The 14,017-nt window shown below is 55.2% G+C and carries 13 protein-coding genes; 4 read left to right on the forward strand and 9 right to left on the reverse strand.

Features of this window, described 5'->3' with window-relative positions; genetic code table 11:
* The first annotated feature begins 70 nt into the window (after positions 1-70).
* Complete coding sequence (locus PCI15_RS00670; RefSeq protein WP_271272445.1) at positions 71-2,521, forward strand: GcvT family protein; 2,451 nt, start codon at positions 71-73, stop codon at positions 2,519-2,521.
* Positions 2,522-2,688: 167 nt separating this feature from the next.
* Positions 2,689-3,333, forward strand: a complete 645-nt coding sequence (locus PCI15_RS00675) for an HD domain-containing protein (protein WP_271272446.1) — start codon at positions 2,689-2,691, stop codon at positions 3,331-3,333.
* Positions 3,334-3,336: 3 nt separating this feature from the next.
* Here PCI15_RS00675 and PCI15_RS00680 read toward each other — a convergent pair whose 3' ends face one another.
* Positions 3,337-4,230 (reverse strand): LysR family transcriptional regulator, encoded by an 894-nt coding sequence (locus PCI15_RS00680; RefSeq protein WP_271272447.1) that lies wholly within the window; start codon positions 4,228-4,230, stop codon positions 3,337-3,339.
* A 152-nt stretch (positions 4,231-4,382) separates the two neighbouring features.
* On the opposite strand from PCI15_RS00680, the gene PCI15_RS00685 reads away from it, so the two are divergent.
* Together PCI15_RS00685 and PCI15_RS00690 are read left to right on the forward strand one after the other, a co-directional pair.
* The gene (locus PCI15_RS00685; RefSeq protein WP_271272448.1) at positions 4,383-4,928 is read left to right on the forward strand and encodes a carboxymuconolactone decarboxylase family protein; all 546 of its coding nucleotides are present in this window, start codon (positions 4,383-4,385) and stop codon (positions 4,926-4,928) included.
* 91 nt (positions 4,929-5,019) lie between these two features.
* The gene (locus PCI15_RS00690) at positions 5,020-6,285 is read left to right on the forward strand and encodes a pyridoxamine 5'-phosphate oxidase family protein (RefSeq protein ID WP_271272449.1); all 1,266 of its coding nucleotides are present in this window, start codon (positions 5,020-5,022) and stop codon (positions 6,283-6,285) included.
* A 39-nt stretch (positions 6,286-6,324) separates the two neighbouring features.
* Here PCI15_RS00690 and PCI15_RS00695 read toward each other — a convergent pair whose 3' ends face one another.
* The 8 genes from PCI15_RS00695 to PCI15_RS00730 all read right to left on the reverse strand — a co-directional run bounded on the left by PCI15_RS00695 (position 6,325) and on the right by PCI15_RS00730 (position 13,931).
* On the reverse strand, positions 6,325-7,074 hold the full coding sequence (locus PCI15_RS00695) for an amino acid ABC transporter ATP-binding protein (RefSeq protein ID WP_376787856.1): 750 nt from the start codon (positions 7,072-7,074) through the stop codon (positions 6,325-6,327).
* Between the two features lie 35 nt (positions 7,075-7,109).
* Positions 7,110-8,048 carry a bifunctional Delta(1)-pyrroline-2-carboxylate/Delta(1)-piperideine-2-carboxylate reductase gene (lhpI, locus tag PCI15_RS00700; protein WP_271272451.1) on the reverse strand — a complete coding sequence of 313 codons (939 nt, stop codon included), beginning with the start codon at positions 8,046-8,048 and terminating at the stop codon, positions 7,110-7,112.
* Between the two features lie 2 nt (positions 8,049-8,050).
* Entirely contained in the window at positions 8,051-9,190 is a 1,140-nt protein-coding gene (locus PCI15_RS00705) for an NAD(P)/FAD-dependent oxidoreductase (RefSeq protein WP_271272452.1), read from the reverse strand.
* Positions 9,187-10,680, reverse strand: coding sequence for a M81 family metallopeptidase (locus PCI15_RS00710; protein ID WP_271272453.1), 1,494 nt, complete (start codon positions 10,678-10,680; stop codon positions 9,187-9,189). Before PCI15_RS00710 ends, PCI15_RS00705 begins: the two co-directional genes overlap by 4 nt.
* Complete coding sequence (gene speB, locus PCI15_RS00715; protein ID WP_271272454.1) at positions 10,673-11,653, reverse strand: agmatinase; 981 nt, start codon at positions 11,651-11,653, stop codon at positions 10,673-10,675. The genes PCI15_RS00710 and speB overlap by 8 nt, the downstream gene beginning before the upstream one ends.
* Position 11,654: 1 nt before the next feature.
* Positions 11,655-12,344, reverse strand: coding sequence for an ABC transporter permease (locus tag PCI15_RS00720; protein WP_271272455.1), 690 nt, complete (start codon positions 12,342-12,344; stop codon positions 11,655-11,657).
* Between the two features lies 1 nt (position 12,345).
* Positions 12,346-13,062: an ABC transporter permease gene (locus tag PCI15_RS00725; protein WP_271272456.1), complete on the reverse strand. Its 717-nt coding sequence runs from the start codon at positions 13,060-13,062 to the stop codon at positions 12,346-12,348.
* A 65-nt stretch (positions 13,063-13,127) separates the two neighbouring features.
* Positions 13,128-13,931: a transporter substrate-binding domain-containing protein gene (locus PCI15_RS00730; protein ID WP_271272457.1), complete on the reverse strand. Its 804-nt coding sequence runs from the start codon at positions 13,929-13,931 to the stop codon at positions 13,128-13,130.
* Positions 13,932-14,017: the final 86 nt, after the last annotated feature.

The following is a 14,017-nucleotide window of genomic DNA, read 5'->3' on the forward strand; positions in this document are numbered from 1 at the left end:
TCGCCAGCACGGCAAGGTTTTTCACCGCCGGCCGGTGTCAGATAAAAGCAATAAAAACAGGATTTGCGTAATGACTGAAGAAACAACCCAGACACCTTTGCCGGCTAAGGCTGAAGTGGTAATTATCGGTGGCGGTATCGTCGGCACCTCTATTGCTTATCATCTGACCAAGCGTGGCGTAAACGACGTGGTGTTGCTTGAACGTCAGCAACTGACCTGCGGTACCACCTGGCATGCTGCCGGTCTGGTGAGCATGCTGTGGCCAACCCCGACCCTGACCAATCTGGCGAAATACAGCCACGAACTCTATGCCAGCCTGGAAGAAGAAACCGGACAGGCCACCGGTTATGCCCGTATCGGCTCGCTGTCCATTGCCCGTTCTGAAGAACGTCTGGAAGAACTCAAGCGGACCGCATCCATGGCGAAGGTATTCGGTGTGGATTCTGAAATGATCGACAACGAACGTCTGGCGGAGCTGTATCCGGGCATTAACACCGACGGCGTGGTGGGCACCCTGTACATCGAAAAAGACGGCCAGACAAACCCGATTGATACCACCATGGCGCTGGCAAAAGGCGCGAAAATGGGCGGTGCCAACATCCGTGAGAAAACCAAGGTTACCGACATCATCGTTGAAGATGGCAAGGCTGTCGGTGTGAAAACTGACGCCGGTGAAATCCGTGCGGATCAGGTGATTCTCTGTGGCGGTATGTGGTCACGGGATATCGCCGCAAAAATCGGTGTGGATCTGCCCCTGTATGCCTGCGAACACTACTACGTGGTGACCGATGAAATGGAGTCCATGAGCAAGCGTCCGGTGCTGCGGGACTTCGACAAAGGCGTTTACTTCAAGGAAGACGCCGGTAAGTTACTGGTCGGCTGGTTTGAGCATAACGCCAAAGGCCTGCCGATGAGCCGCATTCAGGAAGATTTCTGTTTCGATCAGTTCCCGTGTGAGATGGATCACATTGAAGAGTATCTGATGCGCGGCATGGAAACGATGCCGGACTTCGGTGAAGCGGGGATCCGTACCTGGTTTAACGGCCCTGAAAGTTTCACCAGCGATAACCTGCACTTATTGGGGCCGACGCCGGAAGTGGATAACTTCTTCGTTGCCTGTGGCCTGAACTCCAAAGGCATCGGTGCCGGCGGTGGTCTGGGCAAACTGATGGCTGACTGGATCATCGACGGCTATCCGTCCGGTGATATCACCGAATGTGACGTCCGCCGTCACCACCCGGTACAGCGCACTCAGAGCTACGTTGAACAGCGTATTCCGGAAGCACTGGGCCATACCTATGCCATGCACTGGCCGTTTTATCAGTACCACACCGCCCGGGATATCCAGCATTCACCGCTGCATCACGAACTGGCTGAAGCCGGTGCCTGTTTCGGTGAAGTGGGCGGTTATGAGCGGGCCAACTGGTTTGCCCGTAACGGCGCCAAAGCGGAATATGAATACAGCTACAAGCGCCAGAACTGGTTTGATTTCTACCGTGACGAGCATCTGGCTACCCGTGAAAGCGTGGGTATGTACGATATTTCCTCGTTCGGTAAGTTTGAAGTGGTCGGCAAAGACGCCATGGCCACGCTGCAGCGTCTCAGCTGTGCGGATATCGACGTGCCTGAAGGCAAGCTGGTGTATACCCAGTGGCTGAACGAGCGCGGCGGTATCGAGGCGGACCTGACCATTGCCCGGATGGGCGCTGAGCGCTTCTGGGTCACGACCGGTATCGGTTCGTTTAACCGTGACTGGTGGCATCTGAAGCGTAATCTGCTGGGCGAGAGCCAGCTGACCGACGTCAGCCAGCAGTTTGCCTGTCTGTCAGTACAGGGCCCGAATGCCCGTAAGGTGCTGGAGAAAATTACCGAAACGGATCTGAGTGCTGATGGCTTTATTTTCAGCACCGGGCGCTATGCGCAGATGGCCGGTGCGGAAGTCTGGCTGCAGCGGATCAGCTATGTAGGTGAACTGGGCTGGGAGATCATGGTACCGGCGGCAGATGCTGCAAAGGTTTACCACGCGATCCACCAGGCCGGTGCGGAATACGAACTGTGCAATGTGGGCCTGCATGCCCTGAACAGTCTGCGTCTGGAGAAAGGCTTCCGTCACTGGGGCCATGATATTGCCTCTGAAGATAACCTGATTCAGGCCGGCCTTGGCTTTACTGCCAAGCCGGATGCCAGCGACTTTATCGGCCGTGAAGCCTTTATGGCGCAGAAAGCTGCCGGTCTGCCGGATCGCCGTTTGGTGCAGTTCAAACTGAACGACCCTGAGCCGCTGCTATATCACAACGAGCCAATTCTGATGGACGGTAATGTGGTGGGGTACCTGACGTCTGGCATGTACGGCCACTCGGTGGGCGGTGCAATTGGCATGGGCTACGTAAACGCGCCGAACCTGACCGCTGATGCTCTGGCGGCGGCGAAGTTTGAGATCGAAGTGGCGTTGGAGCCGGTCAGTGCGACTGCCTCGCTGCGCGGTCTGTACGATCCGAAAGGCGAACGGATGAAAATGTAACAGGTAAGACCCGAACAGTTGCCGGCTGTGCTGAGCCGTAACTGTTCCTGCTCACCCCCTGTGTTCTGTGCTACACAGGTTTTTGCCCGGTACTCCGTAAGGAGCACCGGGCTTTTTGTTTTCTGCTGCCCGGTGAGGAATAATGCTGAAAACCCCCGGATCAGATAATGAATCAACAGCCAGTGACAGACTTTGAAACGCAGTTTGCCGCCTTTATTCAGGCGGAAATGATCACCGATACCGCCCATGATTTTAACCATGTGCTGCGGGTAGTGAAGACCGCCCGGCAGCTCTGCGAAGCGGAAGGTGCACAGGCTGAAGTCGTGATGCCCGCCGCCTGGCTGCATGACTGTTTTACCTATCCGAAAGATCACCCTGAACGCCGCAAAAGCTCACTGAAAGCCGCCGATAAAGCCTGCCAGTTTCTGCAGGGGGTCGGTTATCCACAGGCGTATTATGATGCGATTCATCATGCTATTCAGGCTCACAGTTTCAGTGCTGGCGTCCGTGCTGAAACACTGGAGGCGCAGATTGTTCAGGATGCCGACCGGCTGGATTCACTGGGGGCCATAGGCGTTGTGCGTACTCTGCAGGTGGGTACCGGGCTGCAGCGGGCTCTTTATCAGCCCGATGACCCGTTCTGTGAAAAGCGGACGCTGGATGATAGCCGATTTACCCTGGATCATTTTTACACCAAGTTACTGCGGCTGGCGGATACCATGAATACCGCTGCCGCCAGAGCAGAAGCCCGGCGGCGGACAGACTATATGCAAGGTTTTCTGCAACAGCTGCAGCGCGAAATATTCCCTTAAACTTCAGCCCTTCAGACAGGGCGCCTGTTGCAGGTTCTCGGCCAGAAGATCCACGCAGCTGCGCACCTTGGCAGAACCCTGTGGCCCCTGCCGGTGAATAACATTGACCGGCCAGGGCTCTGGTTCAAATTCGGGCAATAACCGGATCAGCTCGCCGGAGGCAAATTTAGCCGCCACCTGATAGGACAGCACCCGGGTAATGCCAAATCCGGCGCAGGCCGCATGGATGGCAGTGTCATTATCAGAAGTGCTCAGGCGGGGGCGGAAGTTCAGCGTGCGAAGCCCTTCCCGGGTCTGAAAACGCCAGTCCAGTGACGGGCTGGCATCTATCAGGTTGTGCTGCTGCAGTTCACTGAGGGTTTGCGGGCTGCCGTGCTCCTGCAGGTAAGCGGGGCTGGCGCACAGCACCCGGCTGACGGTGCCTACATGACGGGCTCGCAGGTTAGAGTCCGGCAGATCGCCGATGCGGATGCCGACATCAATGCCTTCCTCCACCAGATTTACCCGGCGGTCCACAAACAGCTCATTAACCTGGACATCCGGATAACGGCGCAGGTATTCCAGCATCAGCGGCGCAACAAAACGGCGGCCAAACAGGCTGGGAGCGGTGACGGTGAGTAGCCCGCGGGGCGCTGCATTGATGCCGGCAGCGGCCTGATCTGCCTGTGCTAACTGTTCCAGCACCGCACGGGAATCTTCCAGATACCGGCTGCCCACATCCGTCAGGTGTACATGACGGGTGGTACGTTCCAGCAGTTTTGCTCCCAGATGTTCTTCCAACTGCCCTATGGCGCGGGTAACTGCCGGGGCGGAAATCCGTAGCTGACGGGCCGCGGCGGCGAATCCCTGCTGTTCAGCAACGGCACTGAATACCCTCAGAAGGTGGAACTGATCCATGAGCTGACTGCCTATTATTTCATTTATCGTAATTATGAAATTAAATTTTAGGTGATTCTTTAATTAAATGTAATGGCTCATAGTGTCTTCACCCGCTGAGGTGAACGCGGGTTTTCTAACCAGACAGCGCAGAAGCGCTAAGGAGTGACACGATGAGCCGGATTAATGTTGTTGAACCTAATGCTGCCAGTGCAGAGCAGGCGGAGCTGTTGGATGCAATTCAGGCACAGCTGGGGATGGTGCCGAATTTTCTGAAGGTGTTTGCTAACTCGCCGGTGGCGCTGAAAGCGTTTCTGGGGCTGCACGGTGTTGCCGGTGACGGTGAGCTGGATGGCGAAACCCGGGAGCGGATTGCGTTGGCACTGGCGCAGACGAACAGCTGCCAGTACTGCCTTTCTGCGCATACTGCACTGGGCCGCAAGGCCGGTCTGGAAAGTGCCGAAATTGCCGCGAATCGTGAGGGCGCCAGCCTGGATGATAACGCCGCAGTGGCGGTGAAGTTTGCCCTTTCACTGGCGGAAAATACCGGTGCTGTCAGCAATACTGAACTGCTGGCAGTGCGTGAAGCAGGCTATAACGATGCTCAGATCGTCGAGATTATTACCCATGTGGCAATGAATCTGCTGACCAATATGCTGGCCAAAACAAGCCAGGTGAGCATCGACTTCCCGGAAGTGGATCTGAAACTGGCGGGCTGATCAGAGCTTCTGACGGAGCGCTTTTTAAAGCAAGGCTGCTGCGCTGTGAGAACCACAGTGCAGCATTTCACAGATTCAGGAGGGACCGGTTATGGGACACCGTTTTGCAGAAATAGCCTTTACTGAATCCGTGCTGGCGGAGCAGCAGCGGCACGGTAGCGGGGAAGCCTATCAGGGCTTTTTGGGCGGTGAAGATTTCAACGGCCGGTTAAGTGCAGCGGAAGCCGGCTTTATTCAGGCCCGTGACAGTTTTTATATGGCCAGCGTCAGTGAGACCGGTTGGCCCTACGTTCAGCATCGTGGCGGGGCAGCAGGCTTTGTCCGGGTGCTGGACAAGCAGACCCTCGGATTTGCCGACTACAGCGGCAACCGCCAGTACGTCAGCCTGGGAAACTTTCGCCGGGATAACCGGGTTGCCCTGTTTTTTATGGATTACGCCAACCGTACCCGGCTGAAACTGCTGGGCCGGATCCGGCTGGTGGACCCTCAGAATCTGAAAACCCTGGCGGCGCTGGAGCAGGCGGATTTCCGGGCCCCGGTAGAGCGGGGTTATCTGATCGATGTGGAAGGCTTCGACTGGAACTGCCCGAAATACATTACCCCCCGTTTTACAGAACAGGAATGGCAGGCACTGGCAACGCCTGAGGTAAGCGCTGCGGTGCCAGATCAGCCGGTACCTGTGCCTGATACAGTATTAGGTGACGGGCCGCTGGAGCTGAAGATCTGCGGTGTAAGCCAACTGACATCGGAAGTGCGCAGTTATCAGTTACAGTCAGTGAACGGGGAGCCGCTGCCCGCTTTCAGCCCGGGGGCGCATGTGCAGTTGCCGGTGCCGACACCACAGGGCATCCGCATGGGGCATTATTCCCTGTGCGGTGCGCCAGACAGTCATGAATATCAGATCGCAGTACAGGCAAAAGCGGATTCAACACTGGCGGCAGCGTTACAGTGCCATTATCAGTTAGGGACCCGGTTACAGATCACCGAACCGCTGAATTATTTTGCCCTGCATGAAGATAACCGCCCGGCATTGCTGATTGCCGGTGGGATCGGCATTACGCCGCTTAAATCCATGGCGCTGGCGCTGTTACAGCGGGGGGCTGATTTCCAGTTGCATTATGCAGCCAAACGCCCTGAGCAAATGGCGTTTTACCCGGAGTTACAGAGCCTGTTGGGGGAACGGCTGATTACCTATTTCAGCCATGACGGAGAACGTCTGAATCCGGCCGAGCTGCTGACGGATCTGGCAGATGACTGCCAGATCTATGCCTGTGGCCCGGAAGAGCTGCTGGCCAGTATTCGCCGTGCGACCCGTAATGCGGGGGTCGCTGACCGGCTTATGCTGGAATCTTTCTGATACAGGAACCGGTGGGGCCGGTTCCTGCAGGGCAGTGAATCAGTGCCGCAGGATCTGGCTCAGGAATGCCTGGGTGCGTGGATTTTGCGGGGCATTGAAGAAGAGTTCAGGTTCATTTTCTTCAACAACCTGCCCCTGATCCATGAAGATAACCCGGTTCGCAACTTCACGGGCGAAGCCCATTTCATGGGTAACACATAACATGGTCATGCCGTCTTCTGCGAGCTCTACCATGGTATCCAGCACCTCTTTGATCATTTCCGGGTCCAGTGCGGAGGTAGGCTCATCGAAGAGCATTACTTTCGGGCGCATGCAGAGTGCTCTGGCGATGGCTACCCGTTGCTGTTGTCCGCCGGACAGCTGGCCCGGGTATTTACCCGCCTGATCCGGAATTCTGACCTTATTGAGAAAGTGCATGGCTTGCTCTGTGGCGTCTTTTTTTGAAAGCTTCCGGGCATTCATCGGGGCCAGGATACAGTTTTCCAGAATTGTCAGATGGGGAAACAGATTAAAGTTCTGGAAGCACATACCTACTTCTGAGCGAACTTTTTCCAGATCTCTGGCGTTTGAGGTTAAGGGCGTGCCGTTGATAATAATGCTGCCTTGCTGGTGATGTTCAAGTGCATTGATACAGCGAATCATGGTTGATTTACCGGAGCCTGAAGGGCCTGCGATCACAATACGTTCGCCTTCATGAACCGTCAGATTAATATCTTTGAGCACCTGAAAATCGTCGTACCATTTGTTCATTCCGCTGATTTCGATCACCGGTTTATTGCTGACCGACATCTTCACCGGTTGTCTGACGGTTTGCTGGGCGGTATTCATATGTCACCTCCGTTATTAATGGCGGTCAGGGCAGCGGACAGGTCCATGACGGCGTTACCCACTGATTTAAAAAGTGTTATTTCTTCGGAGGAACGGCGGGCTGATGTCGGGTTAGCTGTGAGGCTGTAAAGGTCACCGCAGATATCATTTTGACTGATAGCACCGGAAACCAGCGGGATTTTCAGTTCTCCGGCTTCCTGACAGGCAAACGCGGTATCAATGTAGATCGAACTGCGTTGCAGTGCCTGATCGTCGGCTTCACGCATCGTCGGGGTGAAGGCACCGATCAGATCCAGATGTTGCCCCGGTTGCAGCCATTCGCCTTTGATCAGTGGTTGCTGGGCCAGGGTGGCGGCGGTGATGATATCTGCCCGTGATACAGCGTCTTGCAGGTCATGAACGGCTGTGGCGTTTTTGCCTTGCTGTCGCAGTGAAGCCGCCAGTGCTTCAGCGCCATCCGGGTGATTGTTCCAAATACTGATCTGATCAATTGGGCGAACCGCAGCAAATGCATCAGGTAATTGCTGGGCAACTTTACCGGCCCCCAGAATCAGCAGATGCCGGGCGTCTTTCCGGGCCAGCTTGTCTGCTGCCAGCGCAGAAGCCGCCGCGGTGCGTCGGGCGGTGAGCACTGCGCCGTCCAACAGGGCAACATGAGCGCCGGTGTCACGGCGGAAAATCAGCACGTTACCGGCAATTGCCGGCAGGCTTCGGGCGCTGTTGCCGGGCGTGACGGTGACGATTTTGATGCAGCCGATGTCATTATTCCAGGCGGGCATGAGCAGCAGAGTGCCGTTGGCTTCATGCTGCATTGGCAGGTCGTGGTGGTGTCTGTCCGGTGCCTTCAGGCCGGCTCTGAACTGGGCTGACAGCTGCGCGATCAGGTGCGGATAGGGCAGCAGTTCAGCGGTTTGTTTTGCGTTGAATATTTGCATGTTTAGTTCTCAAATCGCGCTGGAGTAAATTGACGGATTAACTGATGAGTCAGAGGCGTTAACTGCGCCGCCGGTGTATTGAGTAGTTGTGCCGCCGCCAGCTGACCCACTGCCGGTGAGGTCTGAATGCCGTAACCCCCCAGCCCTGCAAGCCAGAAGAAGCCTTCCGTCTGACCGGAATAGCCGATGACCGGCAGGCGGTCTTTCGCAAAGGTACGCAGGCCGGCCCAGCTATGGGCGACATGCTGAATGTCCAGCGTGGAACATTCGCTCAGGTAGTGAGCTGCGTAAGCAATATCCAGTTCTTCCGGCCATGCATCATGGGGGTCTACCGGGGTTTCATCCGCCGGGCTGACCATGAGCTGGCCGGCGTCCGGTTTAAAGTAAAAAACTTCATCGATTTCGTTTACTTCCGGCATGTCATGCAGACTGTAGTCCGGCACTTTTACGCTGATGGCGGTACGGCGATGGGGGATGATTTGCAAAGGATCAGTTGCAAACAGGCTTGCGGTCGCATCGGCCCAGCCTCCGGTAGCATTCACCACTGTTCTGGCCCGGACACTGAAGTCTTCAGCTTCAATGATCCAGTGATCGTTTTCCCACTGTACCTGCCGGATACCGGTATTCTGAAGTACATCAGTACCTGTGCTTTTAGCACCACGGATATAGCCCTGCAGCAAGTTTTCGACTTCAACATCCCAACAGTCCGGATCGTAAAAGGCAGCACTCAGCCATTCTTCATTCAGAAAGGGGACCTTGTCACAGGCGTCAGAAACGCTGAGCAGTTCAACGGGGCTGACGCCTTCAGGTGTATTCGCCTGCTCGTTGGCAAAGATGTTAAGCAGGTGATCATGTTTTTCTGCATTAGCTATCAACAGGTTACCCCGTGGTCGTAACAGCGGGACATCTGAGAACCCTTCCGGTGGACTGTGCATAAAGGTCTCACTCATGCTGGTCAGCAGGCCGACCTTTTCAGAGTGAAAGCGGCGGGTGAATTCTGCCGCTGAGCGCCCGGTAGAGTGGTAGCCCAGTGCGCTTTCCTGCTCCAGCAGCACGACTGAACGTTGGCCGTTTAATGCATACGCGAGAGATGCACCTGCAATGCCCCCGCCGATAATGGCAATGTCGTAAATGTTACTCATGAGAGGTTATCCAGAGGAAAGACCGGGCGACGAAGGTTCGTGTACTGCCGGTTATTGACGTCAGGGCTGCACAAACCACCGGCGTCGGTGACCAGTACATGCGCTGCGATGGGTTCGAAGGCGGCGCGAAAGTGCTGCATGGATTTCACCGCAACGATATTTTTTTCGGTCGGTTCGATCCCCACGCTGCGAAAGATATTCTTATCCAGCATCTGAGTACGCTCCGATACCAACATGATGCTGGCGTTGCCGGAGCGGAAACAGACACTGTCGCCGGTGGTGTTTTCAAGCCCCGTAAACATCGGACCTTCGAACGTAAAACGGCCATTGCTTTTAGCGGTGACTTTACCGGTCAGCTGCAGGGGGCCTCCGCCAACAGCCGGATCTGTCTTGCCGCCGATTTCAAGGGTGACTTCTTCACCGGGCTTCGCTGCCATTAAGGTTTTAACGGCTGCCGGATCGTAGATAGCGCCAATCGCAACGTCGGGTAATCCTGATTTCAGTAATGCTGACAGCAGGGCTGTGCAGTCACTGTAAGCGCCGGAGCCGGGGTTATCGGAGAAGTCAGCGATAATGACCGGGCGGGAAGCGCCGCTGTACTGCTGCGCCTGTGTAATGCAGTCTTCCAGCGGTTGCGGTAAATCCCATTCGTGACGGTATTGCCAGATTTCGTCGCATATTCCCTCAGCGATTTCCTGAGCGATTACAGCTGTGGATAAGAGAGTGTCGTAAGTCACCAGTACTGAAGGGCCTGCGGCGTACACGTCAGCATCCGTGAAGCCTGCATTGACGGCGACATTCAGTATGCCGTGTCTCTGAGTGGCGCATTCCGCGTTTTCAAGCAGACGGCACATCGGGCCGTTTTGGGTGGTGCGTCCGTCATCACAGCCAACCAGCATGGGTGGCCGGGCAAGTGTGATTGCCGGACGGATGTCTCCGTTCAGCGTGCGTTGCAGGAGTTCACAGGCTTCAGTGGCTCTGTCGTACATGTCCACATGTGGATAGGTGCGGTAGGTAACGGCAATATCAGCCAGACCGACCATTTCATCAAAGATGTTGGCATGCAGGTCCAGCGTGATCGCAACAGGAGTCTCCTCTCCCACGACCTGACGCACTTCCTGAAGGAACTGCGTTTCACCGTCCTGATGTGTTTCCGTCACCATCGCGCCATGCAGGGCGATGAAAACACCATCCAGAGTGCCCGCTTCGCGGAGCAACTTCAGTGTGTCAGAGGTGATTTTCTGCCGGGCGGCTTCGCACACAATGCCGCCGGGTTCAGCGTGAGCGGCGACTGTGTATACCGGTGACCAGCCATGTTTCTTTGCGGCATCAATGAAGCCGCCGACTTCAGTATTGGTGTCCTTCAGCGCTGCCGGAATTGCATCTCCGGTGAGGTAATGACCGGCCTGAAAATCGTCCAGGCGGGTGGGCAGCACCGTGAATGTATTGCTCTCGTTGATAAACTCGATAACAGCAATTCGCTTACTCATGATGTTCATCCTGCAGCTGTTTATACGCTGCCCGTGAGCAGATGTATTCGAGCATGAGAGAGGCCCCTAACAGAGCCGTGGTGTCGGCGTTATCGTATGGCGGCGCGACTTCGACGAGATCCATACCTACAAAGTTGATATTTGAGGTATTGCGGATAATCGAAATAATATCGTTAGGGTGCAGACCGTCCACTACAGGGGTGCCGGTACCCGGCGCGTAGGCCGGATCAAGGCTGTCGATATCTATGGTGAGATAGGCCTTACGGTCACCGATGACCGCCTGAATCCGCTCCAGTGCCTTTTTCCAGCCGTGTTCGTGCAGCCAGTCCCGGTAGAGAATTTCGATCGGATCGTCATGTTCATAAAAGGTACGGATACCTAGCTGAATTGAATGCTCAGGGTCGATCAGACCTTCTTCCATCGCGTGGTGCAAAAACGTGCCGTGATCCAGATACCTGCTTGCCTGAGTGTCCCGGTGGGCATCGAAGTGAACCAGTGCCAGCGGACCGTGTTTTTCCGCCAGTGCTTTCAAAACCGTGTAAGTGGTGCAGTGGTCACCGCCCATCATGATCGGACTGGCATCTGCTGCACATACATGACGGGCCATTTCGATGGCGTTACTGAGCATGGTATCGACCTGACCGCGGCGGAAGGTGACGTCAGCACAGTCAACCACGGAGAGAATATCGAACGGGTCAAATCCCCATGGCCAGACTTCCCCCCAGGCTAGCTGGGCTGATGCTTCCCGCAGGGCACTGGGGCCGAAGCGGGAGCCGGGCCGGCCGGAAGTGGTCAGATCGAAGGGAATTCCGTAAATGGCCAGATCCACATCGGTCAGATCCCGTGTTACCCGGCGTCGCATGAATGTACGGATGCCTGAATAGGGCATTTCGACGAAAGTGCCGTCCGGGCCGGTCTGGGTATTGAAAATACCTTCGTCGGAACGGATTAAAGGAGGAGTTAATTTCTTCATGTTAACGGGTACCACTATAAGTTAGCCATTGGTGGCGAATTTCCAGGCGCTTCCAGATTGCTTCAATAGCCAGAACGATAAACAGGTAATTCACTGCAGCGATGTAGAACACCGAGAGATCAAACGTCTCGCTGTACAGATAGCGGGCTTGCCCCATGATGTCCGGCACAGTGATGATGCTGATCAGCGCGGAGGCCTTAAGCAGCAGGACCAGTTCATTGCCCATGGCCGGTAGCATCCGGGCAAAGGCAATTGGCAGTATCAGTTTGCGGAAAATTTGCAGCTTTGAGAGACCCAGGGCAGCTCCGGCTTCCTGAACGCCTTTAGGGACGGCGGCGATACCGCCGCGAAGGATTTCTGCCTGATAGGCGGTGGAGTTGAGGATGAAAGCCAGTAAACCACAGAAATATGCATCCCGGAAAAACCACCACAGGCCCAGTTGTTTCAGCTCTTTGTTGAATTCTCCAAGGCCGTAATACAGCATGAACATCTGCACCAGCAGCGGTGTACCCCGGAACAGATACACATATCCATAGGCAGCCCGGTTGATGGCTGAATGCTGGCTAAGACGTGCCATGCTCAGCGGAATGGCCACGAAAAAGGCGACGATAAAGGCTAATAAGGTCAGCGTCAGGGTATTGGTGATGCCCTGTTGCCAGAGTTCAACGTTTTCAGTGAGGTGCGACAACATCTTAGCGACCTCCGATGTAAGTCTGGCTGGCATTGCGTTCCAACGCTTTCTGCGCGAGTCCGGAGATGAATGCCAGGGAGATATAAATTAATGCGACCACCGAGTAGAAGAAGAAGGGTTCACGGGTGGTGGCGATTGCCATGTTGGTGAAACGCATCAGGTCACTGACAGCGATGATGGAAATCAGTGAAGTGTCCTTCAGCAGGATCAGCCAGAGGTTGCCGAAGGCCGGGATCGCATGACGCCACATTTGCGGCAGCAGTACTTTAAAGAAGGTCACCCGCCGGGACAGGCCCAGTGCCAGTGCAGCTTCAGTCTGCGCGGAGCCAACTGCCTGATAGGCCGAGCGCACCACTTCACTGCCCAGAGCGCTGAACACCAGTGTCAGCGCCACGACACCTGCAACAAAGGCATTCAGTGAGATGGCGGCGTCTTCAACAAAGAAGGAGTACACATAATTGAGCAGGCTCTGCAGCTGGTAATAGATAATCAGCAGCGTCAGCAGCTCCGGTAAGCTGCGGAAAACCGTGGTATAGGTGCGACCCGCCCGGGCGACCAGCGGATTTTTTGACTGCTTTGCCCAGGCAATCAGAAATGACAATACCAGCGCAAAGGGTACTGTGGTCAGTGCCAGGGCCAGTGTAATCAGTAAGCCCTGCAGGAGTTCGTCGCCCCAGCCGGCGTCGCCATAGGACAGTAATGCGATCAGTTCAGCCATAATCGGGTTACCTGTTAGCAATAGGGTCGGCAGCAGCGACCACTGCTGCCGGTATTCAGGGAGGCTTACTGGCTGTTGAACAGTGCTGAAGCGTTTTCAGGGCGGCTGGTGATATCCACGCTGAAATATTTGCTGCGGATCTGGTCGTAGGTGCCGTTTTCGATGATGGCACTCAGGGCGCCGTTCAGGTCATCAAGTAAGGCTGTGTCATTTTTGCGCACCGCGATTCCGGTACCGGCAACGCTATCCGGAATAAAGGCTGGCCCGGTGAACTGGCAGCACTGTCCTTCATCTTTTTCCAGCCAGGCGCTCAGTACAAACTGGCTGGCGAGAACGTAATCGACCCGGCCACTGTTCAGGTCCAGCAGGGAGTCATCCAGTTTCGGATAGAGCTTGATATCGCTGTCCGGGAAGTATTGCTTCAGAATTTCAACTTCACCGGTACCGGATTGTGTTCCGATGATTTTGCCGGCCATAGATTCAGGTGTGACAGGTTCTGTCTGGGTATCTTTAGCTGCGACAAACCGGATACCGTTGAAGTAGTAAGGATCGGTGAAGCTGACGACTTTCTTACGTTTTTCATTGATCGACATGGAGGCGATGATGGCGTCGAATTTTTTCGCATTGAGGGCCGGGATAATGCCGTCCCAGTCAGTTGCAACCCAGTTACACTTCGCCTGTAACTGTTCACAGAGGGCGTTGCCCACATCAATATCCAGCCCCTGAAGCTGGCCGGCACTGTTAAAGAAGTTGAATGGCGGATAATACCCTTCGCTGCCTAAGGTGATGGTTTTATCTGCGGCCTGTACGGCACCTGTGAGGGTTAAAGCTGCTAGCAGTGTTGCAACTTTTTTAAACTGATTACGCATGTTGCTCTCCGGTCATATTTGTTTTTGTTCTGCAGACAGCTTTTCATGGCAACTTGGCTTTATCAATTTTATAGTTAAAATCTCAG

Origin of the sequence: Aliamphritea hakodatensis, from assembly GCF_024347195.1 — a bacterium.
In the GTDB taxonomy this organism is placed as follows: Bacteria; Pseudomonadota; Gammaproteobacteria; order Pseudomonadales; family Balneatricaceae; genus Amphritea; species Amphritea hakodatensis.

Bases quoted from the DNA above. Each gene is read 5' to 3' on its own strand.
- PCI15_RS00725 (WP_271272456.1), bottom strand. From the start codon at position 13,062: ATGGCTGAACTGATCGCATTACTGTCCTATGGCGACGCCGGCTGGGGC.
- PCI15_RS00680 (WP_271272447.1), bottom strand. From the start codon at position 4,230: ATGGATCAGTTCCACCTTCTGAGGGTATTCAGTGCCGTTGCTGAACAG.
- PCI15_RS00675 (WP_271272446.1), top strand. From the start codon at position 2,689: ATGAATCAACAGCCAGTGACAGACTTTGAAACGCAGTTTGCCGCCTTT.
- PCI15_RS00685 (WP_271272448.1), top strand. From the start codon at position 4,383: ATGAGCCGGATTAATGTTGTTGAACCTAATGCTGCCAGTGCAGAGCAG.
- PCI15_RS00670 (WP_271272445.1), top strand. From the start codon at position 71: ATGACTGAAGAAACAACCCAGACACCTTTGCCGGCTAAGGCTGAAGTG.
- PCI15_RS00730 (WP_271272457.1), bottom strand. From the start codon at position 13,931: ATGCGTAATCAGTTTAAAAAAGTTGCAACACTGCTAGCAGCTTTAACC.
- PCI15_RS00690 (WP_271272449.1), top strand. From the start codon at position 5,020: ATGGGACACCGTTTTGCAGAAATAGCCTTTACTGAATCCGTGCTGGCG.
- PCI15_RS00720 (WP_271272455.1), bottom strand. From the start codon at position 12,344: ATGTTGTCGCACCTCACTGAAAACGTTGAACTCTGGCAACAGGGCATC.
- PCI15_RS00695 (WP_376787856.1), bottom strand. From the start codon at position 7,074: ATGTCGGTCAGCAATAAACCGGTGATCGAAATCAGCGGAATGAACAAA.
- speB (WP_271272454.1), bottom strand. From the start codon at position 11,653: ATGAAGAAATTAACTCCTCCTTTAATCCGTTCCGACGAAGGTATTTTC.
- PCI15_RS00705 (WP_271272452.1), bottom strand. From the start codon at position 9,190: ATGAGTAACATTTACGACATTGCCATTATCGGCGGGGGCATTGCAGGT.
- PCI15_RS00710 (WP_271272453.1), bottom strand. From the start codon at position 10,680: ATGAGTAAGCGAATTGCTGTTATCGAGTTTATCAACGAGAGCAATACA.
- lhpI (WP_271272451.1), bottom strand. From the start codon at position 8,048: ATGCAAATATTCAACGCAAAACAAACCGCTGAACTGCTGCCCTATCCG.